The sequence below is a fragment of the Microbacterium sp. zg.Y1084 genome (assembly GCF_024623595.1).
Classification (GTDB): Bacteria; Actinomycetota; Actinomycetes; order Actinomycetales; family Microbacteriaceae; genus Microbacterium; species Microbacterium wangruii.
The window spans coordinates 592809-615818 of sequence record NZ_JANJGV010000003.1; the positions used below are offsets into that span (position 1 = coordinate 592809).

Here is a 23010-nt window from a genome sequence, read left to right on the forward strand (position 1 = left end):
CCCGGCCGAACCGCAGCCGTGATGACGCCGATCACAGCCTGCGGGGATTCTTCGCGTGCGGAATGTCGATGCCCCTGCTCATGATTCGACGTACAAGGGGTACGCCACGTCTTGGAGGTCAATCGATGAGCGGCGAAAGAGCACCCACGATCGAGGATGTCGCGACGGCAGCCCACGTGTCGCGATCGACCGTTTCGCGTGTGATCAATCACGATCCGCGCGTGAGCTTCGCGGTGTGGGAGGCGGTGACCCGCGCCATCCAGGAGCTCGCCTACATTCCCGACCCGTCGGCCCAGGCGCTTGCGCGCAGGCGGGGCGCGGCGCCGGGTGCGGAGCCGGACGCGGGTCCCGTGTGACCCGCCGATGACTCCCGGTGCGGCACCATGCCGGGGAAGCGGGGGCGATGGAAGGTGGCCGGTGCGGGCATCCGGGCCTGCGTCGAGGTGGTCATGGCACGCCCTGGCTGCGGGCGTCGTGGCGGCGCCACGCTCGGCATCCTCTCCGACGACTACAGGTACTCGGTGCGCGCCGCGTAGGCGATCGAGCGTTCCCGGATGTCGGCCCAGTCGAGCACGACGACCCCGTGCAGTCCGGCGGGGTCATCGCAGCGGTCGAGGAGGCGCTCGGTCAGGCCCGGCACGTCGGTGCAGTCGCTCACGTCGAGGAACGTGACTTCGACGTCCCGCCCTCTGTCCCGTTCGAGGTCGGAGTGCAGGCGTGCCCCGAGCGCGGATGCGATGCGGTCGAATCGACCCGCATGGCGCGGCGCGAGCATCACGGCGAAGATGAGATGCCGCACCGAGGGCTGTCGGGCCGCTGCCGTGAGGGAGAGCGCCGCCAATGTGCGGAGACGCTCGGGTCCGGACCGTCGCGTATCGTCGCGTAGATCCGCGAACGCGAGCACGGCACGGGGCGCTGAGAGGGCGGCGGCGCCGGACGAGCGCCGGGCGGTGTCGAGCGCTGTCATGCCGCGGGCGAGCGGCGTCTCGGTGTCTCCGAGGAGCAGGGTGTGGTGGCTCATGGGTGCGCCTTCTATCAAAGAAACGGTCGAGGACCGTTGCCGACCAGACTTCCCGGCTCACCCTGCGTTGCTCGGAGACCTTACTCCCTTTCGGCGTCCGGGGTCGGAGGCGCGTCCTGGTACACGTCGGGGATGCCGTCGCCGTCGGCGTCGACTTGCTCTGCGGCCGCGATGTGACGATAGCGGCGGTTACGGACCAGCAGGATGGCGGCGGCGATCAGCGATGCCAGGACCGACGCGATCATGATGGCGATCTTCGCGTCGTCGCCCGCCGTGGAGCCGACGGGAAAGCTGAGCTCTGCGATCAGGAGGGAGACCGTGAACCCGATGCCGGCGAGGAGGGCGACGCCGAGCATGTCCACCCAGCGCAGGGCCGGGTCGAGTCGCACCCGCGTCACGAGGGTGAGCAGCCGCACGGAGAGCAGGATGCCGATGGGCTTGCCGAGCACCAGGCCCGCCACGATGCCGATCGCGACGGGGTCCGTGGCGGCGCGGACGATCCCCTCGGTGCCGCCGACGGCGACACCGGCGGCGAAGAACGCGAACACGGGGACCGCGAAGCCCGCGGACAGCGGCCGGAAGCGATGCTCGAACTCGCCCGCGAGATCCTGGGGCTGACCCTGGATAGGCAGGGTGCGCGCCGCCTTGACCGGGACGGTGAAGGCGAGCGCGACGCCGGCGATGGTGGCGTGCACGCCGGATGCGTGGAGGAACGCCCAGGCGGCGAAGCCGATCGGGAGGAGCACCGCCCACGCCGCGAAGGGGCGACCGAGGAACAGGGTGCGGTAGCGCTGCGCGATCACGCCATAGACGGCGATGATCGCGACCGCGATGAGCAGCGGAACGACCTGGATCTGCTCGGTGTAGAAGACGGCGATGATGCCGATGGCGATCAGGTCGTCGACGACGGCGAGGGTGAGGAGGAAGATGCGCAGCGGGCTCGGCAGGTGCGAGCCGACCAGCGCCAGCACGGCGACGGCGAAAGCGATATCGGTCGCCGTGGGAATGGCCCAGCCTTGCGCCAGGCCCTCCTGCCCCCGCGTGATCAGCACGTAGATCAGCGCGGGGACGGCCACTCCGCCCAGCGCCGCCGTGACCGGGACGATCGCCGTGCGGAACCGGCGCAGGTCTCCGCTGACGATCTCCCGCTTCAGCTCCAGGCCGACGAGGAAGAAGAAGATGGCGAGCAGTCCGTCGGCGGCCCACGCGCCCAGGCTCAGCTCGAGGTGCCACGGCTCGTATCCGATGCGGAAGTCACGCAGTGCGAAGTACACGTCGGCAGCGGGCGAGTTGGCCCAGACGATCGCGACGACGGCCGCCACCACGAGGAGCGCGCCGCCGACGGCTTCTTTCCGCAGGATGGCGGAGACGCGCTGTGCTTCGGCGTAGCCGGGCCAGCGGGGTGCACGCAGCGTCGAGGGGGTCTTGGCGGGTGCGGCCACGGGGGAGTCCTCCGGAAGGGTCGACGATGGTGTGTGTCGACCAGGCTTCCCGACTCCCCGCATCCATCCTACCGGCAGTGCGGTGGGACCGTGCAGGTCACGCGCGCAGCGCGGCGTCCAGCCGGTCCAGCCCATAGTCGAAGGCGGCGTCGATGTCGCCGCCGAGCCGGAAGGCTCCGGCGAGCTCCATGCTGACGAAGCCGGTGGCCCACGCCGTCAGCAGCCGCGCGGCGTCGAGCGCCCGCTCGTCGCCGACGGCCGCGTGCGCCGCCCGCAGCACAGGCTCGCTGGCCCGCTCGAGCGAGAGCTGATCCGGCGACGACGCGTACATGAGGCGGAACGCCTCGGGGCGCGCGTGCCCGAAGGCGCGATACGCGCGCGCCAAGCCGGCGAGCGTGCCATCGGATGCCGCGAGGTGCGAGCCCAGGTCCGCCACGGTCGCCTCGACGACGAGGCGCATCAGCGCGTCGCGGTCCCGCACCCGCTTGTAGAGCGACGGCGCCCGCACGCCCACCCGCTCGGCGACCGCCTGCATGCTGACCCGGGCCGTGCCGCCCTCTTCCAACAGGTCGCGCGCGGCCGCGACGATGGCGGGGAGGGTCGTACGTTCAGGAGCGGGCATGCGGCGTCCTCCGGCGATGGCTACGGGTCTAAGTTATGATGGCTACGAAGAATAGCCTACCTCTCAAAGAAGGAGTCCTCGTGCGACTCGCCCCCAACCTCCACCGCATCGGCAACGACATCGTCGCCGCCTACCTGATCACCGCGCCGGACGGGATCACGCTCGTCGACGCGGGGCTGCCCGGGCACTGGAACGACCTGCGCGCCGAGCTCGCCGCCCTCGGCCGTCCGATGTCGGACATCAAGGGCATCGTGCTCACGCATGGTGACAGCGACCACATCGGTTTCGCCGAGCGCTTGCGCCGTGAGCTCGGCATCCCCGTCTACGTGCACGCCGACGACGCCGATCGCGCCCGCGGCGGTGACAAGCCGAAGACGCCGATGGGGCCGCTGCGGCTCGGGGCGCTGGCCGGGTTCTTCGCCTACGCGCTGCGGAAGAACGGCATGCGCACCCGCTATCTCACCGAGGTCGTCCCGGTGTCCGACGGCGCTGTCCTCGACCTGCCGGGCTCACCGCGCGTCATCGGGATGCCAGGGCACTCGCCGGGAAGCATCGTCGTGCACGTCCCCGAGGTCGGTGCGGTGTTCGTCGGCGACGCGCTGACGACGAGGCACGTGCTCACCGGCCGGACCGGCGCTCAGCCGGCGCCCTTCACAGACGAGCCCGAGCGCGCGCTGGCATCGCTCGACCGGCTCGCCGCGCTGGATGCCGACTGGGTGCTGCCCGGCCACGGCACCCCGTGGCGTGGCTCGCCGGCCGACATCGTCGCCCAGGTGCGGCAAGCCGCGGCACGCTGACGCTGCGCCGTCCGCGCCGCTGCGCCCCCCGCGTCGCACCGCGCCGCTCCGGTGTCGCGAAAGGTGGGTTCCGGCCGCGGGCATCCACCATTCGTGACACTCGAGCGGCGCGGGCGGCGGCAGCGCGGGCGAGCGGCGCGCCGCGCCGGTGCCGCGAAAGGCGTGTTCCCGCCGCGCGCATCCACGATTCGTGACACTCGAGCGGCGCGGGTGCGGCAGCGCGCATCTCCGGTGTCGCGAACGGCGGGTTGCAGTGGCGGGCATCCACCATTCGTGACACTCGAGCGGCGCGGGCGAGCGGCGCCGGCGAGCGGCCCCGGCGCCGGGGCGGGTCCGGCGCGGGCCCCGGCCCGGCGCGGGGCCACGCCCGGCCCTCAGTCGGCCGTGGCGACGCCGTCGGCGTGGGCGACGAGCGCGTCGAAGGCGGCATCCAGCTTCTCGTCGACACGCTGACGGTCGGGGTGCGCGTCGTAGAACGCGAGGATGCGGCGTGCTCCCTCGTCGAACGTCACGGTCGTGCGGAAGTCGGGGGCGAGTCGGGTGACCTTGGCATTGTCGAAGACCATCGAGTGCGCCTTGTCTCCGACGAGGGACGGCCCGACGTCGGGGAGGGCGGCGGCGATCGTGTCGCTGGCGACGTGCACGAAGCGCGGGTCGGTGACGCCGGCGGCATCCGCCAGCCAGCCGTAGATCTGGTTCCAGGTCGGGGCGTGGGTGCCGGTGATGGTGAAGGCGTCGCCCACGGCGGCCGGGTTGCCGAGCAGCCCGGTGAAGGCGACGGCGAAGTCGTCGGAGTGGGTGATCGTCCACAGGCTCGTGCCGTCGCCGTGGATGACGACCGGCTTGCCGGCGCGCAGGCGCGCGATGTCGGTCCAGCCGCCCGTCGTCGGGATCATGGTCTCGTCGTAGGTGTGCGACGGGCGCACGATCGTCACCGGCAGCGCCCGCTCGCGATGGGCCGCGACCAGCAGGTCCTCGCAGGCGATCTTGTCGCGGGAGTACTGCCAGAACGGGTTGCGCAGCGGCGTCGACTCCGTCACCGGCAGGTAGCGCGGGGGCTTCTCGTAAGCGGATGCCGAGCTGATGTAGATGTACTGCCGGGTGCGGCCCTCGGCGGCGGCGAGCACCGTTTCGACGTGCTCGGGGACGAAGGAGAGGAAGTCGGCGACGACGTCGACGCCGTCGCCGACCGCAGCGCGGATGTCGTCGGCGTTGCGCACATCGCCGGTGACGTGCTGCACCTGCTCGGGCAGGTCGCGATCGCGGTTGCCGCGGTTGAACACGGTGACGTGGTGACCGGCCGCGACGGCCGCCCGCACGCACGCGGTGCTGATGGTGCCGGTGCCGCCGAGAAAGAGGACGCGCAGAGAAGTCATGCCCCGACGATAGTCACGCGCGAGGGGTAGCCGGGTCACCGGCGCATGATCGCGGCGCACGTTCTTGATCCGGCACCCCAACGGTGGTTGTCTGCTGGCACGACCCGAGCGGAGGTCTGGTGAGCGGACATTCCACCATCCCTGTGAGTTCTGAGGAGCGGCGCACGCGTTCCCCGCGCCCTCGCACGGACTCCATCGCAGACAAGGTGCGCGCCATGCGTCGAGACCGGGGAGCTCGAGATCGTGCGCGACGCGCTGGCGTGGGTCGACGAGGCGGTGATCACCGTCGTCGGGCCGCGCTCCTTCGCGGGTGAACTGGGCCTGCTCAACGGCCAGCGCGCGTTCCTCTCGGCGCGCGCCACCGGCCCGGCCGCATGCGCCGGCTGTCGCGCGGCAATCTGCGCCGGCTGCTGACCGAGGACGACGACCTGGGCGACGTGATCCTGCACGCCCTGTGGGCGCGGCGGGAATCGCTGCGGCGGGGGCCCGCGGCCATGACGCTGAAGTTCGTCGGCACCGAGAGCTCGGCGGACTTCCTGGCGCTGCGGCGGTTCGCCGAACGGCTGGATCTCGTGCACGCCGCCGTCGCCCTGCCGCCGGGGGAGGCGGTCACCCATCCCGCGCACACCTACTCCGCCGACGACCTGCCGATCGCGTTCATCCAGGGCGAGCCGCTCGTGCGGGCGACGCCCGGCCTCGTCGCCGACCAGCTCGGCCTCAGCTACGAGCCCACGCAGGAGGGCGACGCCGACGTGGTGGTGATCGGGGGAGGGCCGGCAGGCCTCGCCGCCGCGATCTACGCCGCCTCCGAGGGGCTCAGCACCGTGCTGCTGGAATCCGTCGCCCCGGCGGGCAGGCCGCGTCCACCGCCCGCATCGAGAACTTCCTGGGGTTCCCGTTCGGTGTGAGCGGCGGCGACCTCATCGGACAGGCATCGTTGCAGGCGATCAAGTTCGGCGTCCGCGTGTGCGCGCCCTGCGAGGCGGTCGGGCTCACCCCCACCGCGACCGGTGTGCGGGTGGAGCTGGCCGACGGCCGCGCGATCGACGGGCGGGCGGCCATCGTGACCTCCGGCGCGGCGTACCGGCGGCTGCACCTGGACCGGTGGGAGGACTTCGAGCGCAGCGCCATCCACTACGCGGCCACGCCGCTCGAGCTCAAACAGGTCGCCGGGTCGCCGGTGGTCGTGGTGGGTGGCGCGAACTCGGCGGGACAGGCGGCGCTGTATCTGGCATCCAGCGGGTCGCCGGTGCACCTCGTGGTGCGGGGCGACGACCTCGGCGCGCGGATGTCGTCGTACCTCGTCGAGCGCATCGCCGAGGACCCCCGCATCCAGGTGCACACCCGCTCGCACCTGGTCGGGCTCGAGGGGGAGGAATCGCTGGAGGCCGTGCAGATCGACACCGTCGGCGACGTCGTCGCGCGCGGGGTCTTCTGCTTCATCGGAGCCGACCCGGCCACGGCGTGGCTGCCGCGCATCGCCCGCGACGAGGCGGGGTTCATCCGCACGGGGACGGACGTCACGTCGCCGGCGCGCCGGATCTGGGGCCCGCTCGGGCGGGAGCCGCTGCCGTTCGAGACATCGATTCCACGGGTCTTCGCCGCCGGCGACGTGCGCCGCGGGTCGATGAAGCGGGTCGCCGCTGCCGTGGGAGAGGGCTCCAGCGCCGTCGCGTCCGTGCACCGCGTGCTCGCCGGGTGAAGGAAGGGCGCCGGATGAGGGGAGTGCGGCGAGGGCTCACGCCCCCGCCGCACCCGCTATCAGTCCCCGAAGCGGGCGACGAGGCGCCCGGTGACCTGGTTGTTCTTGAGCCGCTCGAGGCCCGCGCCGATCTCGTCGAACGCGATCTCGCTGTAGACCGGCTCGATCTCCTTCGACAGCAGGAGCGCGAAGACCTCCTCGATGTCGGTCACGCTGCCGCCCAGCGACCCGAGCAGGTTCTTGCCGAGGATCGCGTTGGTGGGCACGGTGAAGGTCGGCTTGCCCAGCCCCACCTGCACGGCCGTGCCGCCACGGCGCACGGCTGCGAGTGCCTTGGCGGTGGTGTCGAACCCGGCGTAGTCCACGACGAGGTCGAAGCCCTGTCGCGCCCACTCGTCGGCATCCTTCACGACGGCGGTGACACCGGCGGCCAGCGCGAGCGGCCACACGTCTTCCTTCACCTCGGCGACGTGCACTTCGGCGCCGGCGAGCACCGCGGCGCGCGTGCCGATCTGCCCGAGTCCGCCGTAGCCGATGACGCCCACCTTCATGCCGGCCTTCGCCCCGCCGGTCTTCATCATCGCGTGATACGAGGTCATGCCGGCGTCGGTGGCGAGTGCGGCGAGCGACAGGTCGAGGCCTTCGGGCACGCGAGCGAGGTCGGCGGCGGTCGCGACGAGCTGGTCGGCGAAGCCCCCGTGGGCGAACATGCCCAGCGGCGGACGCACACCGGACGAGCACACGCCGACGACGTCGCCGACGCTCCAGCCGGTGACGCCTTCGCCGATGGCGCTGATGACGCCGGCGTTCTCATGGCCCTGCGTCATCGGCAGGAACGGCATGACGGCCTCGCCCATCTCCATGTACATGATGTCGCTGTGGCACAGCCCCGCCGCCTTGACGTCGATGACGACTTCGCCGGGTCCTGCCGTCGCCTCGGGAACCTCGTTGAGCGCGATCGGCTTGCGGCCGCCCTCGTACTGCCATGCCTTCATCTGATGCTCCTTCTGTCTTGGCGGCGCGCCGGAGGCGCACCCGATTTCAGGCTAGGCACTTAATCGGTTAAGTGATAACTTCTGCGCATGCGGGATGAGCGCCGGCCGACCATCCGTGACGTCGCGCGCGAGGCGGGCGTCTCCACGGCGACGGTGAGCTACGTGCTCAACGAGACGCCGGGCCAGACCATCCGCGAGACCACCCGCGAGCGGGTGCGCGAGGCCGCGACGACGCTCGGATACCTGCCGCACGCCGTGGCGCGCACCCTGCGGGAGGGGACGGCGCGGGTCGTCATCTTCAACACCGGCCCCGTCGTCATCGGGGAGAGCCTCAACGGCTTCATCCGGGGGATGGCCGATGAGCTCCGCTCGCTCGGTCATGCGCTCATCGTCACCACCCCGACCGAGTCGGCCGGGGGTGCCGTGCCGCGCGAGGTGCTCGACGCGGTCGCTCCCCGGGCGGTCCTCGATCTCGCCTCGCTCATGTCGGACAGCATCGAGGACGACCGCGTCTCGGGTGAGCGGGGTGGCGCCCATGTGGGGTTCGCCTTCCAGTCCAGCCAGCAGCTGCGCTATCTGGCCGACCGTGGGCACCGCCGCATCGCCTTCGCCTCGCTCACTCCGGCCACCGAACTCACCCGCGTGCGCGAGGCGCAGGCGAGGCGCGCGGCCCGCACCCTGGGCCTCGACCTGTCGGTCGTGCGCCTCGACGTCGACGACGACCACGACGCGTGGTGTCGCGAGGTCGACCGGCTCGCCCGGCATACGGCGGTGACGGCGGTCGCCGCCTACGACGACGACGTCGCGATCGCGGTGCTCGCCGCGATGGCCGCGACCGGTCTGCAGGCGCCGACAGACCTCGCGGTCATCGGATTCGACGAGGGAAAGCTCGCGCGGCTGTGGCGGCCCGCCCTGACCACCTTCCGCATCGACGCGGAGAGTTACGGCAGGCGCGCGGCGCGCGTCGCGCTGGGGCTGGATCCCGGGCAGTGGCACCACAACCCGTCGCGGGTCGTCGTGCGGGAGACGGCGTGACGAGCCGGCATCCCCCCGCCAGTAGACTGCCGCGAGTGCCCACTGAGTCCCGTCGCCTGCCCGTCTGGGTGGCGTTGGGCGGCGCCGCACTCATCGGTGTGATGACGGCGGTGCAGGCGCGGGTGAACGGCCAGCTGGGCGTGCGGCTGCAAGACGGACTCGTCGCCGCCTTCATCTCCTTCGGCTCCGGCCTGCTGATCCTCACCGTCGCGTCGCTGGCGCTTCCGGCCGGCCGCCGCGGATTCGGCCGACTGGCATCCGGCGTGCGCGAGCGGCGCATCCCCTTCTGGATGCTGTGCGGCGGTGCGGCCGGCGCCCTGACGGTCGCGACACAGGGCCTCGCCGTCGGACTGATCGGCGTGGCCCTGTTCACCGTCGGCATCGTCGCGGGCCAGACCGTCTGCGGTCTCGTGCTCGACCGCCTCGGCTACGGGCCTTCCGGAGTCGTCGCCGTCACCACCGGGCGGGTGCTCGGCGGCGTGCTCGCGCTGGCTGCGGTCGCGATCGCGCTCACGGGCGGTCGCGTCGACGCCCCGCTGTGGATGCTGCTGCTGCCGTTCGCCGCCGGCGTCGGCATCGCGTGGCAGCAGGCCACCAACGGGCGGCTGCGCCAGCGCGTCGGGACTCCCTTGACCGCCACGCTCGTGAACTTCATCGGCGGATCGCTGTGCCTGCTCGTCGCCGCCGGCGTGGGCGTCGCCGTGACCGGTCCGCCCGCGGCGCTGCCGACCGAGCTCTGGCTCTATGTCGGCGGAGCGCTCGGAGTCGTCTACATCTTCCTGTCGGCCGCGCTGGTGGTCCACACCGGCGTGCTGCTGCTGGGCCTCGCCTCGGTGGCCGGGCAGCTGGCGGCATCCGTCGCGCTCGACCTCGTGTGGCCGGCTCCGGCGGGCCCGAGCGTCGGCACGGCACTGACCATGGCGACCGTCGCCCTCGCGTCGGTCGTGGTCGCGGCGGTGCCGTGGCGCCGACGCCGCGCCCGCTGAAGGCTACGAGAGCGGCTTCTTCGGAGCCGGCATCCTGCTCACGAACCGCTCGGCGTCGATGACCTTCTCGCGGGCGTCGCGGGAGCGTTCGGGCCTGCCACCGACGTAGAGCCAGCCGAGAAGCCGCTCGTGCTTCTTCAGCCCGTGCGCCTTCGCCACGGCCTTGGCGCGGGTGTAGTGACCGGTGCGCCAGATGACGCCCCACCCGGCCTCGTCCAGCAGCAGGCTCAGCGCATGGGCGACACCGGATGCCACCGCCTCCTGCTCCCAGTACGGCACCTTCTCGCTCTTGCGCGGGCTGGCGACCACCGCGATCAGCAGCGGTGCACGCAGCGGCTTCGACGACGCACCCTTCTCGCCCTCGGCCTTGTTGATGGCGCGGCCGAGGGTGAGGCGATCGTCGCCGCGCAGCTCGATGAGCCGCCACGGCTTCAGCTCGGAATGGTCGGCCACCCGCCCCGCCGCCGCCACCAGCTCGAGCAGCTGCTCGTGCGTGGGGGCGTCGTCGGTCACCTTCGACAGCGAGCGGCGCCGCCGCATCGCGTCGAGGGCGCTCACTCGGGCTGTTCCGGCGTGAACTGCAGGGCGACGGAGTTCATGCAGTATCGGTCGCCGGTGGGCGTGCCGAATCCGTCGGGGAACACGTGCCCCAGGTGCGAGCCGCAGTTCGCGCAGCGCACCTCGGTGCGCACCATGCCGTGGCTGGTGTCGTCGATCAGCTGCACCGCTTCGGGGCGCACCGACTCGTAGAAGCTCGGCCACCCGCAGTGCGAGTCGAACTTGGTCCCGCTCTGGAACAGCTCCGCGCCGCACGCGGCACACGCGTACAGGCCGGCCCGGCTCTCATCCAGCAGTTCGCCGGTCCACGGGCGCTCGGTGGCCGCCTGGCGCAGCACCGCGTACTGCTCGGCTCCCAGCTCCTGGCGCCACTCGTCTTCGCTCTTGTTCACCGCGTAAGTCATGTCTCTCCTTCGTCACTCCATTCAACCCGACGGCAGGGCAGCGTGTTCCGTCTGCGCACAATGAGAGGGTGACGATTCCCGAGGATGCCGCCGGAGCGGTGCGCGAACGCTACGCCCGCTTCGCCCGCGACGAGGCGCCCGGCCGCTCCGAGCTCTACCGCGCCTGGGCGCAGGGCGTGGCCACGGACGGATCCGTGCAGCAGCTGCTCGCGCGCATCCCTCCCGAGCGGCGCCAGCCGCCCCTCGTCTTCGCCGTCACCCGGCTGCTCGGCGCGCCCGAGACCGATTACCCCTCGTGGGCGTCGTGGCTGGCCCAGCACGCCGATGCCGTCGTGACCGAATGCGGTCGGCGCAGCGTGCAGACCAATGAGCCGCTGCGCTGTGCGGCGCTTCTGCCGGCCCTCGCGCTCGTGCCCGGCCCGATCGCGCTGCTCGAGGTCGGCGCCAGCGCCGGACTGTGCCTCTACCCCGACCGCTACTCGTACCGGTACCGCCGCCCCGACGGCGAGGTCATCGCGCTCGATCCGCCCGACGGTCCGTCTGCGGTCACCCTCGAGAGCGACCTGCGGGGCGAGGCCGTGCCGCCGCTGCGTCTGCCCGAGGTGGTGTGGCGGGCGGGTATCGACCTCGCGCCACTGGACCCCGCCCTGCCCGACACCGAGGCGTGGCTCACCGGTCTGGTGTGGCCGGGGGAGACCGGGCGGGCCGAGCGCGTGCGCCAGGCCCTGCGCATCGCGGCATCCGACCCGCCCCTGCTCGTCGCCGGCGACGGGGCCGCGCTCATCGCCGAGGTGGCGCGGCAGGCGCCGGCGGATGCCACGCTCGTCGTCACCACGCCCGGCGTGCTCGCCTTCGTGCCGTGGGCCGGGCGGCGGGCGATGATCGACGCCGCGCGTGCCGCCGGCCGCTGGATCACCCTCGACGCCCCGACCCTGCACGACGGGTGGACGCAGCCGGTCGACCCGCAGACCTGGCCAGGCGGCTTCGCCCTCGCCCTCGACGGCGAGGTGCTCGCCGCCGTCGATCCGCTCGGCTCGTACGTGGAGTGGCGCGCAGAGGATGCCGCCCGGCCGCGTTAGCGTGGAAGGGTGCCGCTGACCCCCCGCGATCGCGCGATCCTCGACTTCGAATCGGGCTGGTCGCGTCACGGTCCGCGCAAGGAAGAGGCGATCCACGCCCACCTGGGATTGTCGCCGGCGCGGTACTACCAGCTGCTGGGCCGGCTGATCGACACCCCCGAAGCGCTGGAGTACGACCCGATGATGGTGTCGCGGCTGCGGCGCATCCGGGACGCGCGGGAGCAGGCCCGCCGAGCCCGCGTCGCGATGAGCCCGCGCGTGGCCAGGTAGCATTTCACAGTGCCGAGAACGACCTACCCGAAGGATCGCTTCGATCAGCTGCCCCCTGGCAGCGGTCGTGTGGGCGCGCACCGCGCGGAGAATCCGCGCATGCGAGGCTGGGTCGTGCTGCTGTGGGCCGCCGTCGCAACAGTCGTGCTGGTCGCCGTCGGCATCTTCGGCACGCTGGTGCTCACGGGCCGCGTGAGCCTCGATCCCGAGGTCGCGCCGACGGCCGTCCCGGCGCCCGTGGTGACCCCGGAGCTCGACACCGAGTACAACGTGCTCGTGCTCAACGCCACGCCCGAAGCCGGACTGGCCACGCGCGCCCGCGACCAGATCGTCGCTGCCGGCTGGTCGCCGGATCTCGTGCTGGCCGGCGATGCCGGGTCGCGGGACTTCGCCACCACCACGGTGTACTACCCCTTCGCCACCGATGAGGCCGCGGCCCTCGCCCTCGCCGAGGTCATCGGCGGCGCCGAGGTCGTGCAGAGCGACGTGTATCAGCCGGTCGACGACCCTGAATCGCGGCAGCTGGCGGTCGTGCTCGGCGTGGACCGCATCGGGTCCGGCATGGACACGCCTGCTCCCTGAGCCGCACCGAGCGCCACCTCCGGCGTGCTGTGTTTCGCCGATGTGAAGACTTCGGGGCGCCCGCGTCAACAGTGCCCGCTGCGGCCGTGACGCGAGGCGGCCGCTGGCTACGCTGGCGTCGTCACATCCAGCAACAGGAGATTCACATGGCCCAGGGCACCGTCAAATGGTTCAACGCTGAGAAGGGCTTCGGGTTCATCACCGTCGCCGACGGCCAGGACGTCTTCGTTCACTACTCGAGCATCGAGATGAGCGGCTTCCGCGTGCTCGAAGAGGGCCAGCAGGTCGAGTTCACCCTCGGCACCGGCGCGAAGGGCCCGCAGGCGGAGGCCGTTCGGCCGCTCTGAGGCGTCCGCGGATGCCGGCGCCTCGCGTGGCTGTGGCATCCGACCCTCTCGACGTGTGTCGACGTGTGTCGCGACGCGCCCGGCGTGGCTTGCACTCCCCAGGGGCGAGTGCCAGAATGGCTTAGCACTCACTCCTGTTGAGTGCTAAAGACATTCCGACGTCCGGGAGGGACGAACACACACATGGCAAAGATCATCGCTTTCGACGAAGAGGCCCGTCGTGGTCTCGAGCGCGGCCTGAACATCCTCGCCGACGCCGTCAAGGTGACGCTCGGCCCGCGCGGTCGCAACGTCGTGCTCGAAAAGAAGTGGGGCGCCCCCACGATCACGAACGACGGCGTCTCGATCGCCAAGGAGATCGAGCTCGACGACCCGTTCGAGAAGATCGGTGCGGAGCTGGTGAAGGAGGTCGCCAAGAAGACCGACGACGTCGCCGGTGACGGCACCACCACCGCCACTGTCCTCGCCCAGGCGCTCGTCCGCGAGGGCCTGCGCAACGTCGCAGCCGGCGCCGACCCGATCTCGCTCAAGCGCGGCATCGAGAAGGCCGTCGAGGCCATCACCGCCGAGCTGCTCTCGTCGGCCAAGGAGGTCGAGTCGAAGGAGCAGATCGCTGCCACCGCGTCGATCTCGGCCGCTGACGCCTCCATCGGCGAGCTCATCGCCGAGGCGATCGACAAGGTCGGCAAGGAGGGTGTGGTCACCGTCGAGGAGTCCAACACCTTCGGCACCGAGCTCGAGCTCACCGAGGGCATGCGCTTCGACAAGGGCTACATCAACCCCTACTTCGTCACGGACCCGGAGCGCCAGGAGGCTGTCTTCGAGGACCCGTACATCCTCATCGCGAATCAGAAGATCTCGAACATCAAGGACCTTCTGCCCATCGTCGACAAGGTGATCCAGGAGGGCAAGGAGCTCCTCATCATCGCCGAGGACGTCGAGGGCGAGGCTCTCGCGACGCTGGTGCTCAACAAGATCCGCGGCATCTTCAAGTCGGTCGCCGTCAAGGCCCCCGGCTTCGGCGACCGTCGCAAGGCGCAGCTGCAGGACATCGCGATCCTCACCGGCGGCCAGGTCATCACCGAAGAGGTCGGCCTCAAGCTCGAGAACGCCACGGTCGACCTGCTCGGCCGCGCGCGCAAGGTCATCATCACCAAGGACGAGACGACCATCGTCGAAGGTGCGGGCGACTCGGCTCAGATCGAGGGTCGCGTGACCCAGATCCGCCGCGAGATCGAGAACACCGACAGCGACTACGACCGCGAGAAGCTCCAGGAGCGTCTCGCCAAGCTCGCCGGCGGCGTGGCCGTCATCAAGGCGGGTGCGGCCACCGAGGTCGAGCTGAAGGAGCGCAAGCACCGCATCGAGGACGCCGTTCGCAACGCGAAGGCCGCCGTCGAAGAGGGTGTCGTCGCCGGTGGTGGCGTCGCGCTCATCCAGGCAGGCAAGAAGGCGCTCGACGCCCTCGAGCTGACCGGTGACGAGGCGACCGGTGCGAACATCGTTCGCGTCGCGATCCAGGCGCCGCTGAAGCAGATCGCCCTCAACGCAGGCATGGAGCCCGGCGTCGTCGCCAACAAGGTCGCCGAGCTGCCGCTCGGCCACGGCCTCAACGCCGCCACCGGCGAGTACGGTGACCTGTTCGCACAGGGCATCATCGACCCGGCCAAGGTGACCCGCTCGGCTCTGCAGAACGCGGCATCCATCGCCGGTCTGTTCCTCACGACCGAGGCCGTCGTCGCCGACAAGCCCGAGAAGGCCGCGGCTCCGGCCGGCGACCCGACGGGTGGCATGGACTTCTGATCTGATCAGAACCCGATGAACGAAGGGCCCCTCCCCACGGAGGGGCCCTTCGCCGTTCCGGCGGGGGTCACCGGAACAGTCCGGCCGTCGTCGCCTCGGTCTGCGCGTACTGCTGCCCGGCGGTGCCGAGTGCCGCGCTGATGTCGGCGAGCGAGGCCTCCACCTCCCGCTGTGTCGCCCGCCACCGGTCGATGACCGACTGGAAGCCGAGCGCCGCGGTGCCGGTCCACGAGGACTGCAGCGCGGTGAGCTGCGCGAGCATGGCGGAGGTCTCGCCGGCCAAGCGGTCGGCGGTGCCGCGGACGGCGGCGGTGGCGGACAGGACGGCGTCGCTGTCGACGGAGAAGACGGCCATGGTGTGCTCCCTTCGAGCGTTTCCGCCACGGTAGGGCGCGGCGGCAGGGCCGTGGATGCCGCATCAGCCCGATCGGGGAGGGATCGGCCCTCTTCGTGCCTGGGGAGAAGTCGCAGCGACCCGGGGGTCAGCCGTCGGACGTGCTCAGGGCCGGTGACGTCGCCTCGGACGGAGCCGTGTCTGAGGGGCCGCCGGTGCCGACGAGGGGGAAGGCGACGGTGAAGGTCGCTCCGCCGCCGGGGGTGTCGGTGACCTTGATCGACCCGTGCAGGGTCTCCACGATCGCCGCCACGATCGACAGCCCCAGGCCGGAGCCGCCGGTCTCGCGGGTGCGCGAGGTGTCTGCGCGCCAGAACCGCTGGAAGATCTTGTCGCGGATCTGCGGCGGAACGCCCTCGCCGTGGTCGCTGACGGCGATCCAGCCTGTGCCGGCGGCGGCGTCCACACCCACGCTGATCTCGATGGGGGAGTCCTCGGGGCTGTACCGGCGCGCGTTGCCCAGCAGGTTCGTCACCACCTGGCGGATGCGGTCCTCATCGCCGGTCACGATCGGGGCCGCGGGCGGGCGGGCGGGCGGCTGCGCCGCCGGGGGCGGAGTCGGGCGCGGCCGCGCCGGTTCGGCCGGCGGCTGCTGCTTCGGGCGGCGTCGAAACCGCGACAGCGTCGCGCCGGCCAGGCCGATCGCCGTCGTGGGGCTGGGGCGCTTGCGGGCGGGTTCGCTCGGCGGGTGCTCTGGGGCGTCGGCCTCGGGCGCGGGTGCGGGCTGCGGGAGCGGCACGGGTGCGCTGATGGTGGTGGTGTCTCGCACGATGACGGTGCGCAGCGGCGCGGCCGCGCGGGCGTCGAGCGCGGCATCACGGGCGATCGGGCGCAGATCCACCGGGGCGAGGGTGATCCCGCGGCGCTCGTCGAGGCGCGCCAGGGCGAGCAGATCCTCCACCAGCACGCCCATGCGGATCGCCTCCTTCTCGATGCGCTCCATCGACTGGTCGATCTGCTCCTCGCCGGAGATGGCGCCCATGCGGTACAGCTCGGCGTACCCGCGCACGGTCACCAGAGGGGTGCGCAGCTCATGGCTGGCATCTCCGATGAAGCGGCGCATCTGCCGCACCGTGGCATCCCGCTCGGACAGCGCCGCGTCGATGCGGCCGAGCATCGCGTTGATCGCCGCCTTGAGCCTGCCGACCTCGGTGGTCGCCGGCTCGATGTCGGTCATGCGCAGGCTGAAGTCGCCCGCGGCGATGGCATCGGCGGTCGCCTCCACCTGCCCGAGGCTGCGGAAGGTGAGGGTGACGATCCAGCGCACCAGGAACGCGCTCGCGATGACGGTGATGATGGCCAGGAAGCTGTAGATGCCGAGGAACGCGGCGAGGAACCGTTCGTTCGGCGCCGTGGGGAGGGCCACCAGCTGCGTGTAGAAGACGCCCGACGGGGTGTCCTCGACTCCGACCGCCGCCCGGTAGCCGGCCCCGCCGTCGCGGGCATTGAGGTCGAAGACGGTGGACGTGCCGAAGATCGTCGCCTGGGCGAGGGTGAACGTCTGGGGGAACTCCGGCTCGGGAGCGGAGTTGCCGCCGCCGCTGGTGAGGAAGCGCCCGTCGGGCCCGTACACGGCCACGAAGTACGCCGTGGCATCCGATCGCACCTCGAAGTCGTCACCGGACTCGGTGACCCAGCCGGTGAAGACGCTGCTGACGGCATCCGTCTCGGCCAACTGCTGCACCTGGGCGTCGAGGTTCATGGCCAAGGTGTTGCGCAGGAAGGCGAGGGTGCCGACGCCCGCGGAGACGAGACCGATCGCGAGCACGGCGACGGTGACGCCGGTGACCTTGGCGCGCAGGCTGACGCCGCGCCACCACGAGGTCAGCGCGTCGTTCTTGCCCGCGTGGGCGGCTAGAGCCACCGGTTCACGCGGACTTGCCGGCCTTCAGCATGTAGCCGAAACCGCGCTTGGTCTGGATGAGGGGCTCGGAGGAGTGCGGGTCGATCTTGCGCCGCAGATACGAGATGTAGCTCTCGACGATGCCGGCATCCCCGTTGAAGTCGTACTCCCACACGTGATCGAGGATCTGCGCCTTGCTGAGCACCCGGTTCGGGTTGAGCATGAGGTAGCGCAGCAGCTTGAACTCGGTGGGGGAGAGATCGATCGACACGTCGCCGACGAGCACGTCGTGGGTGTCCTGGTCCATCGTCAGCTCTCCCGCGCGGATGATCGAGTCTTCGTCGGCCTGCATCGTGCGGCGCAGGATCGCCTGGATGCGCGCGACGATCTCGTCGAGGCTGAAGGGCTTGGTGACGTAGTCGTCGCCGCCGGCGTTGAGGCCCGTGATCTTGTCCTCGGTCTCGTCCTTGGCGGTGAGGAAGAGGATCGGGGCGGTGTAGCCCGCGCCGCGGAGGCGCTTGGTGACGCTGAAGCCGTTCATGTCCGGCAGCATCACGTCGAGGACGATCAGGTCGGGCTCCTCCTCGAGGACGGCGGAGATCGTCTGCGCGCCGTTGGACACGGCACGCACCTGGAAACCTGCGAAGCGCAGGCTCGTGATGAGCAGGTCGCGGATGTTCGGCTCATCGTCGACGACAAGGATGCGAGGCGCGGTCATGGCCCCATTATGGCCACGGAACCCATGCGCTGTCTGGACATCGGTCGGAGCGGCTGTCATGCGGTATAGGGGCCGGGCGCGTCCGGAGCAAGCGGATGCCGTCATCGCGCCGGCCCGGAGCCGCGCGGGCGCCGCGCGGGGGCCGCGCGGGGGGCGTCGTCGCACGCCTGCCGGATGCCGGGCCGCAGACCGTCGACCGAGATGCGGAGATCTGCCGGAATGCGGATGCCTGCGGCTCAGGGGTCCGCATCCGGGCGGATCCCCTCGTTTCGGCGACGGTGGTGGTCGGTGACTGGAGGCCGCGCGACGCCGTCGGCGGGTTCGCACCCAGCGCGGGGTGTCGGAATTCCGGCTGAGGGGCGGAACCGGCCACGCCGGCCGGTACCCGTGCTGAGGCCGAATTCCGAGAGGTATCTCGCGGCCGGACGGCCGGACGGCCGGGCGGCCTACGCCCCCAGCGCGGCGTTCACGGCGCTGGCGGAGTACTCCCTCTCGACCACGAGGGTCGCGAGTCCCACCATCGCCGCGCGCTCGCCGAGGGTGGATTGGCTGATGGCCAGGTGCCGGGTCGCACGGGGGAGCGACCGAGGGTAGAGGGTCTCCCGCACGCCGGCCAGCAGCGGCGCCGACGCGAGCATCCCGCCCAGCACGACCTCGGCCGGGTTCAGCAGGGTGACCACCGTCGCGACCACCTCGCCGATCACCCGGCCGGCAGCCTGGGTGAGTCGCGCGGCGTCGGGATCGCCGGCGGCGAGGTACGCGCCGACATCCGAGCCCGAGGTCGCCGACTTACCGAGTGCGCTGAGCTTGCGGGCGACGGCGCGACCGGATGCCACGGCTGCGAGGCAGCCGTGCGATCCGCACTGGCACACGTCATCGTCGTGGCCGGCAAGCTTCACATGCCCGATGTCGCCCGCCCCGCCGTCGGCGCCGCGATACACCCGGCCGTCGAGGATGATGCCGGTGCCGATACCGGACGAGACCTTGATGAAGCACAGCGAGCGGGAATCGGGGTGAGCGCTGCGCTGCTCGCCGAGGCCCGCGGCATCCGCGTCGTTCGCGACGAGCACCGGCGCGCCCAGTGCGTCACTCAGGTGCTCGCTGACCGGGTAGGCATCCCATCCCGGCATGATGGGGGGTTGGCTGGGTCGTCCGCTGTCGGGATCGACCGGTCCCGGGATGCAGATGCCCACACCACCGAGGGGCGGTGCGGCCGGGTTCGCGGCGAGGCTGCGTCGGGCGCTGTCGACGATGGCGTTGAGTGTGCGATCGGGGCCGTCGACGACGGCGACCTCCACGCGTTCCTCGGCGGCCACGCGACCGGCGAGATCGGTGAGGGCGACGGTGGTGTGGGTCGTGTCGACCGTCGCGATCACGAGCGACGCGCGCGACGTGTTGAACTCCAGTCGTCGCGAGGGGCGGCCGCCGGTGACGCGGTCGGTGCCGTTCTCGATGACGAGGTCGGCGTCCCGCAGAGCGTCGATGCGCGCCGACACCGTCATCCGCGACAGCCCTGTCACGTCGAGGATCTCACCGCGGGTGACGGCGCGGCCGCTGCGCACCAACTCGAGGATGTCACCGGGTCCCGGCATCGCGCCTCCTACTTATGCTTGACAGCTAGACATTACACCCCTAGCTTCTAGGCATTACGGCGCCCTGGCGCCACCGGCAGCATTGAGCGCAAGGAGGCGCGCGATGAAGAATCGTGCCACAGCAGTCACGATTTCGGCGGCCTGCGCCGTGCTCATCCTCAGTGGGTGCACCACGGGCGGTGATGACGGCGGCGGGGGTGACGACGGCACGCTGACGTTCTGGGTGCAGGAGGATCTGCCCGACCGGGTCGCCGCCACCCAGGAGATCGTCGACGCGTTCACGGCGGACAGCGGCACCGAGGTGGAAGTGGTGTCGGTCGGCGAAGACCAGTTCAGCCAGCTCATCACCTCTGCGGCGGCGGCGGGCGACCTGCCCGATGTCATCGGCGGCATCTCGCTGCCGCAGGTGCGGACGCTCTCGGCCAACGAGCTGATCGACACCGACGCCGTCGCGGCCGTCATCGACGCCCTCGACCCGTCGACCTTCTCCGAGAAGGCCCTCGAGTTGACGTCCGACGGCGACACGGCGCTCGCCGTGCCGAGCGAGTCCTGGACGCAGATGCTCTACTACCGCACCGACCTCTTCGATGCGGCGGGACTCGACGCGCCCGATTCCTACGACGCGATCCTGGAGGCGGCGGCGGCTCTGGACAGCGACGAGATGGCGGGCTTCGTCGGCGCGACGGCCCCCGGCGACGCGTTCACAGAACAGACGTTCGAGCACATCGCACTCGGCAACGGATGCGAGCTCGTCGATGACGAGGGCGAGACCCGGCTCGACTCGGATGCCTGCGTGGCGGCGTTGGACTTCTACGGCGATCTGGTCACGAACTACTCGGTGCCGGGTGCGCAGGACGTCGACACCACTCGCGCGACCTACTTCGCCGGAGATGCCGCCATGTTCATCTGGTCGAGCTTCGTGCTGGACGAACTCGCCGGGCTGCGTGAGGATGCCAAGCCGTCGTGCCCGGAGTGCGTCGACGATCCGTCGTTCCTCGCCGCCAACACCGGCGTCGTCACGGCGATCACCGGCCCCGATGCCGATTCCCCCGCGCAGTTCGGAGAGATCACGTCGTGGACCGTCACCGAGGGTGCGGACACCGAAGGGGCGCAGGCGTTCATCGAGTACATGATGAGCGACGGCTACGAACCGTGGATCGCGATCGCGCCGGAGGGAAAGGTGCCGGTGCGCACCGGGACGTCCGACGAGACGATGCTGTACGCAGAGCTCTGGGGCACGCTGCCGGCGGGGGTCGACACGAAGGCGCCGCTGTCTGATTTCTACGCGCCGGAGGTGCTCGAAGCCGTGGCCGCCGGTCCGGAGGACCTCGCGCGCTGGGGCATCACTCAAGGTCAGGGCACGCTGTTGGGCGCCCTGCAGGGCGAACTGCCCGTCGCCGAGGCTGTCAGCCAGGTAGCGCAGGGCGACGACCCCGCCGCAGTCGCAGCGAACGCCGCAGAGGCGGTGCGCGCCGTCGCGGAGTCGATCCGATGACGCAGGTGGCCGGGGGGCCGGGGCTCACCGGCGCGGCCCCCCGCCCACCGGCGCCGACGACGCCGGGTGGAGCCTCCCGCACGCGGCGGGGACGTCGGTCGCGGCGGAGCGCGGAGGAGAACCGCGCCGGTCTGCTGCTGATGTCGCCGACGCTCATCATCGTGACCGTCGCGGTGGTGCTGCCCATCCTGTGGGCCGTCGCCCTGGCCTTCCAGAACGTGCGACTGATCAACATCCGTGGCACGGGGTTCTTCGGCGAATACACCCTGGAGAACTTCGCGAACGTCCTGACGTCGCCAGGATTCCTCGGCGCGTTGTGGACGACCCTGGTGTATTCGGTGTGCGGCACGGCCCTGGCGGTCGGCATCGGGCTCGTCGCGGCGCTCGCGCTGCGCTCGCCGTTCCGGGGGCGCGGACTGATCCGAGCTTCGCTGCTGCTGCCCTATGTCGCGCCGGTCGTTGCGGCCACCTTCGTGTGGTCGACCGCGCTGAATCCGCAGTACGGCATCGTCAACTGGTTCGGAACGACCGTGCTCGGCTGGAGTGAACCGGTCGCGTTCCTCTCCGACCGCGCCCTCCCGGTGTCGATCTTCGGCTGGCAGGTGGACCTGCCCGTCGCGCTGATCACCGTGATCTGCTTCGAGGCATGGCGGTCGTTCCCCTTCGCCTTCCTCTTCCTCACCGCCAGGCTTCAAGCCGTTCCCGACGTCCTCGACGAGGCCGCCCGCATCGACGGCGCCACCCCCACGCAGCGCTTCCGCCACATCCTGCTGCCGCAGCTGCTGCCGACGATCGCCGTCTTGTGCGTGCTGCGGTTCATCTGGACCTTCAACAACTTCGATGACATCTACCTGCTCACCGGTGGCGGTGCCGGCACCGAAGTGGTGTCGGTGCGTGTCTTCGACTACCTGACGGCGCGAGGTGACATCGGCGCCGCCGCCGCACAGGCGCTGCTTCTCGCGGCCATCCTCGCGGTGCTGGTGGGGCTGTACCTGAAGCTCTTCGGCCGGCAGGAGGAGCAAGCATGACCACGGCGGTCGGCAAACACCGCACATCGAGCGGGTTCAACCGCGACAGCTTCGAGATCGCGCTGTTCGGCATCCTGCGCCCGATCGTCATCGTGGCGCTCCTGCTCGCTGCCGTGGTGCCGTTCTACTACATGGTGCTGCTGAGCTTCCGGTCGCTGGATTCGCTGCTTCAGAGCCCTGGTGCTCTATGGATCTCGATCGAGGAGTTCGACCTCGGCACCTACTTGGAGGTGCTCGCCCCTGTCTCTGACGGCGGACAGGGGTTCGTCGTCTTCATGCGCAACTCGCTCCTCGTGGCGCTCGGGACGGTGGCCCTGACACTGCTGGTGGCCATCCCGGGGGCCTATGCCATCAGCCGCCTGGAGTTCTTCGGGCGCCGGCAGGTGTCGGCATTGTTCCTCGCGGTGTACTTCTTCCCCAGCATCCTGCTCGCCGTCCCGCTGTTCGTGTTCTTCACGCAGATCGGTCTGCGCGGCTCGCTGGTGGGGCTGCTCATCGTGTATGTGTCCCAGGTGGTCGCCGTGTCGATCTACACCCTGCGCAATTACTTCTCCACGATCCCGGTCTCACTGGAAGAGGCCGCGGCGATCGACGGCTGCAGCCGGCTGCAGATCATGCGCCGCGTCAGCCTGCCCCTCGCCATGCCGGCGATCGTCTCGAACGGGCTGTTCATCTTCATGATCGCCTGGAACGAGTTCCTCTTCGCGCTGCTGTTCCTCGTCGAACGGCGTGACTCCTGGACGGTGTCGCTCGGGCTCTCGCAGTTGTCGGGCAGCATCGAGGTACCCACGACCGTGCTGATGGCGGGGTCGGTGATTCTGACGCTGCCCATCATCGTGCTGTTCTTCGCCTCGGAGCGGCTGCTCGTCGGTGGTCTCACCGCCGGCGCGGAGAAGGGGTAGCGCTTCGGCGCGGATGCGG

General features: G+C 70.9%; 24 protein-coding genes and 1 pseudogene. 14 read left to right on the top strand and 11 right to left on the bottom strand.

Annotated elements, in window-relative coordinates; all coding sequences use genetic code 11:
- Positions 1-125 precede the first annotated feature (125 nt).
- Positions 126-356 carry a LacI family DNA-binding transcriptional regulator gene (locus NQ165_RS07410; protein ID WP_257525789.1) on the top strand — a complete coding sequence of 77 codons (231 nt, stop codon included), beginning with the start codon at positions 126-128 and terminating at the stop codon, positions 354-356.
- 152 nt (positions 357-508) lie between these two features.
- On the opposite strand, the gene NQ165_RS07415 is transcribed toward NQ165_RS07410, so the two are convergent.
- From NQ165_RS07415 to NQ165_RS07425, 3 genes are all read right to left on the bottom strand, one after another.
- Positions 509-1021, bottom strand: a complete 513-nt coding sequence (locus NQ165_RS07415; protein ID WP_257525786.1) for a hypothetical protein — start codon at positions 1019-1021, stop codon at positions 509-511.
- A gap of 80 nt (positions 1022-1101) precedes the next feature.
- The gene (nhaA, locus tag NQ165_RS07420) at positions 1102-2463 is read right to left on the bottom strand and encodes a Na+/H+ antiporter NhaA (RefSeq protein WP_257532259.1); all 1362 of its coding nucleotides are present in this window, start codon (positions 2461-2463) and stop codon (positions 1102-1104) included.
- Between the two features lie 97 nt (positions 2464-2560).
- A complete protein-coding gene (locus NQ165_RS07425) occupies positions 2561-3085 on the bottom strand; it encodes a TetR/AcrR family transcriptional regulator (protein ID WP_257525784.1) in 525 nt (174 codons plus the stop codon).
- 80 nt (positions 3086-3165) lie between these two features.
- Between NQ165_RS07425 and NQ165_RS07430 the strand changes: the two genes are divergently transcribed.
- Positions 3166-3882, top strand: a complete 717-nt coding sequence (locus NQ165_RS07430) for an MBL fold metallo-hydrolase (protein WP_257525783.1) — start codon at positions 3166-3168, stop codon at positions 3880-3882.
- A 374-nt stretch (positions 3883-4256) separates the two neighbouring features.
- Here the strand turns inward: NQ165_RS07430 and NQ165_RS07435 are convergent, their stop codons facing one another.
- Positions 4257-5258: an SDR family oxidoreductase gene (locus NQ165_RS07435; protein WP_257525782.1), complete on the bottom strand. Its 1002-nt coding sequence runs from the start codon at positions 5256-5258 to the stop codon at positions 4257-4259.
- 243 nt (positions 5259-5501) lie between these two features.
- Between NQ165_RS07435 and NQ165_RS07440 the strand changes: the two genes are divergently transcribed.
- Together NQ165_RS07440 and NQ165_RS07450 are read left to right on the top strand one after the other, a co-directional pair.
- Positions 5502-5672, top strand: coding sequence for a hypothetical protein (locus NQ165_RS07440; RefSeq protein ID WP_257525781.1), 171 nt, complete (start codon positions 5502-5504; stop codon positions 5670-5672).
- Between the two features lie 80 nt (positions 5673-5752).
- Positions 5753-6960: pseudogene (locus NQ165_RS07450) on the top strand (NAD(P)/FAD-dependent oxidoreductase).
- Positions 6961-7019: 59 nt separating this feature from the next.
- On the opposite strand, the gene NQ165_RS07455 reads toward NQ165_RS07450, so the two are convergent.
- Positions 7020-7955 (bottom strand): zinc-binding dehydrogenase, encoded by a 936-nt coding sequence (locus NQ165_RS07455; RefSeq protein WP_257525778.1) that lies wholly within the window; start codon positions 7953-7955, stop codon positions 7020-7022.
- Between the two features lie 87 nt (positions 7956-8042).
- Here NQ165_RS07455 and NQ165_RS07460 point away from each other — a divergent pair, with 87 nt between their 5' ends.
- Both NQ165_RS07460 and NQ165_RS07465 read left to right on the top strand, forming a co-directional pair.
- On the top strand, positions 8043-8990 hold the full coding sequence (locus tag NQ165_RS07460; RefSeq protein ID WP_257525777.1) for a LacI family DNA-binding transcriptional regulator: 948 nt from the start codon (positions 8043-8045) through the stop codon (positions 8988-8990).
- Positions 8991-9025: 35 nt separating this feature from the next.
- The gene (locus NQ165_RS07465) at positions 9026-9976 is read left to right on the top strand and encodes a DMT family transporter (RefSeq protein ID WP_257532261.1); all 951 of its coding nucleotides are present in this window, start codon (positions 9026-9028) and stop codon (positions 9974-9976) included.
- A 3-nt stretch (positions 9977-9979) separates the two neighbouring features.
- Here NQ165_RS07465 and NQ165_RS07470 read toward each other — a convergent pair whose 3' ends face one another.
- Both NQ165_RS07470 and msrB read right to left on the bottom strand, forming a co-directional pair.
- A complete protein-coding gene (locus NQ165_RS07470; RefSeq protein WP_257525840.1) occupies positions 9980-10516 on the bottom strand; it encodes a nitroreductase family protein in 537 nt (178 codons plus the stop codon).
- A 14-nt stretch (positions 10517-10530) separates the two neighbouring features.
- On the bottom strand, positions 10531-10938 hold the full coding sequence (gene msrB / locus NQ165_RS07475; protein WP_257525774.1) for a peptide-methionine (R)-S-oxide reductase MsrB: 408 nt from the start codon (positions 10936-10938) through the stop codon (positions 10531-10533).
- A gap of 68 nt (positions 10939-11006) precedes the next feature.
- Here msrB and NQ165_RS07480 point away from each other — a divergent pair, with 68 nt between their 5' ends.
- The 5 genes from NQ165_RS07480 (at position 11007) to groL (ending at position 15019) form a co-directional block, all read left to right on the top strand.
- Positions 11007-12017, top strand: a complete 1011-nt coding sequence (locus tag NQ165_RS07480; RefSeq protein WP_257525773.1) for a DUF2332 domain-containing protein — start codon at positions 11007-11009, stop codon at positions 12015-12017.
- A gap of 9 nt (positions 12018-12026) precedes the next feature.
- Positions 12027-12287 (top strand): DUF3263 domain-containing protein, encoded by a 261-nt coding sequence (locus tag NQ165_RS07485; RefSeq protein ID WP_257525772.1) that lies wholly within the window; start codon positions 12027-12029, stop codon positions 12285-12287.
- A 9-nt stretch (positions 12288-12296) separates the two neighbouring features.
- Positions 12297-12869 (top strand): LytR C-terminal domain-containing protein, encoded by a 573-nt coding sequence (locus NQ165_RS07490; RefSeq protein WP_257525771.1) that lies wholly within the window; start codon positions 12297-12299, stop codon positions 12867-12869.
- A 146-nt stretch (positions 12870-13015) separates the two neighbouring features.
- Positions 13016-13216, top strand: coding sequence for a cold-shock protein (locus NQ165_RS07495; RefSeq protein WP_257525770.1), 201 nt, complete (start codon positions 13016-13018; stop codon positions 13214-13216).
- Between the two features lie 183 nt (positions 13217-13399).
- On the top strand, positions 13400-15019 hold the full coding sequence (gene groL, locus NQ165_RS07500; RefSeq protein WP_257525769.1) for a chaperonin GroEL: 1620 nt from the start codon (positions 13400-13402) through the stop codon (positions 15017-15019).
- A 67-nt stretch (positions 15020-15086) separates the two neighbouring features.
- On the opposite strand, the gene NQ165_RS07505 is transcribed toward groL, so the two are convergent.
- The 4 genes from NQ165_RS07505 to NQ165_RS07520 all read right to left on the bottom strand — a co-directional run bounded on the left by NQ165_RS07505 (position 15087) and on the right by NQ165_RS07520 (position 19566).
- Entirely contained in the window at positions 15087-15374 is a 288-nt protein-coding gene (locus NQ165_RS07505; RefSeq protein WP_257525768.1) for a WXG100 family type VII secretion target, read from the bottom strand.
- 127 nt (positions 15375-15501) lie between these two features.
- Positions 15502-17277 (bottom strand): HAMP domain-containing sensor histidine kinase, encoded by a 1776-nt coding sequence (locus NQ165_RS07510; protein ID WP_257525767.1) that lies wholly within the window; start codon positions 17275-17277, stop codon positions 15502-15504.
- A 4-nt stretch (positions 17278-17281) separates the two neighbouring features.
- Positions 17282-17974 carry a response regulator transcription factor gene (locus NQ165_RS07515; protein ID WP_257525766.1) on the bottom strand — a complete coding sequence of 231 codons (693 nt, stop codon included), beginning with the start codon at positions 17972-17974 and terminating at the stop codon, positions 17282-17284.
- Positions 17975-18420: 446 nt separating this feature from the next.
- The gene (locus tag NQ165_RS07520; protein ID WP_257532263.1) at positions 18421-19566 is read right to left on the bottom strand and encodes an ROK family transcriptional regulator; all 1146 of its coding nucleotides are present in this window, start codon (positions 19564-19566) and stop codon (positions 18421-18423) included.
- 103 nt (positions 19567-19669) lie between these two features.
- Here NQ165_RS07520 and NQ165_RS07525 point away from each other — a divergent pair, with 103 nt between their 5' ends.
- From NQ165_RS07525 to NQ165_RS07535, 3 genes are all read left to right on the top strand, one after another.
- Positions 19670-21061 (top strand): ABC transporter substrate-binding protein, encoded by a 1392-nt coding sequence (locus NQ165_RS07525; RefSeq protein ID WP_257525764.1) that lies wholly within the window; start codon positions 19670-19672, stop codon positions 21059-21061.
- A 140-nt stretch (positions 21062-21201) separates the two neighbouring features.
- Complete coding sequence (locus NQ165_RS07530) at positions 21202-22089, top strand: carbohydrate ABC transporter permease (RefSeq protein ID WP_257525763.1); 888 nt, start codon at positions 21202-21204, stop codon at positions 22087-22089.
- A complete protein-coding gene (locus NQ165_RS07535; protein ID WP_257525762.1) occupies positions 22086-22991 on the top strand; it encodes a carbohydrate ABC transporter permease in 906 nt (301 codons plus the stop codon). The genes NQ165_RS07530 and NQ165_RS07535 overlap by 4 nt, the downstream gene beginning before the upstream one ends.
- Positions 22992-23010 lie beyond the last annotated feature (19 nt).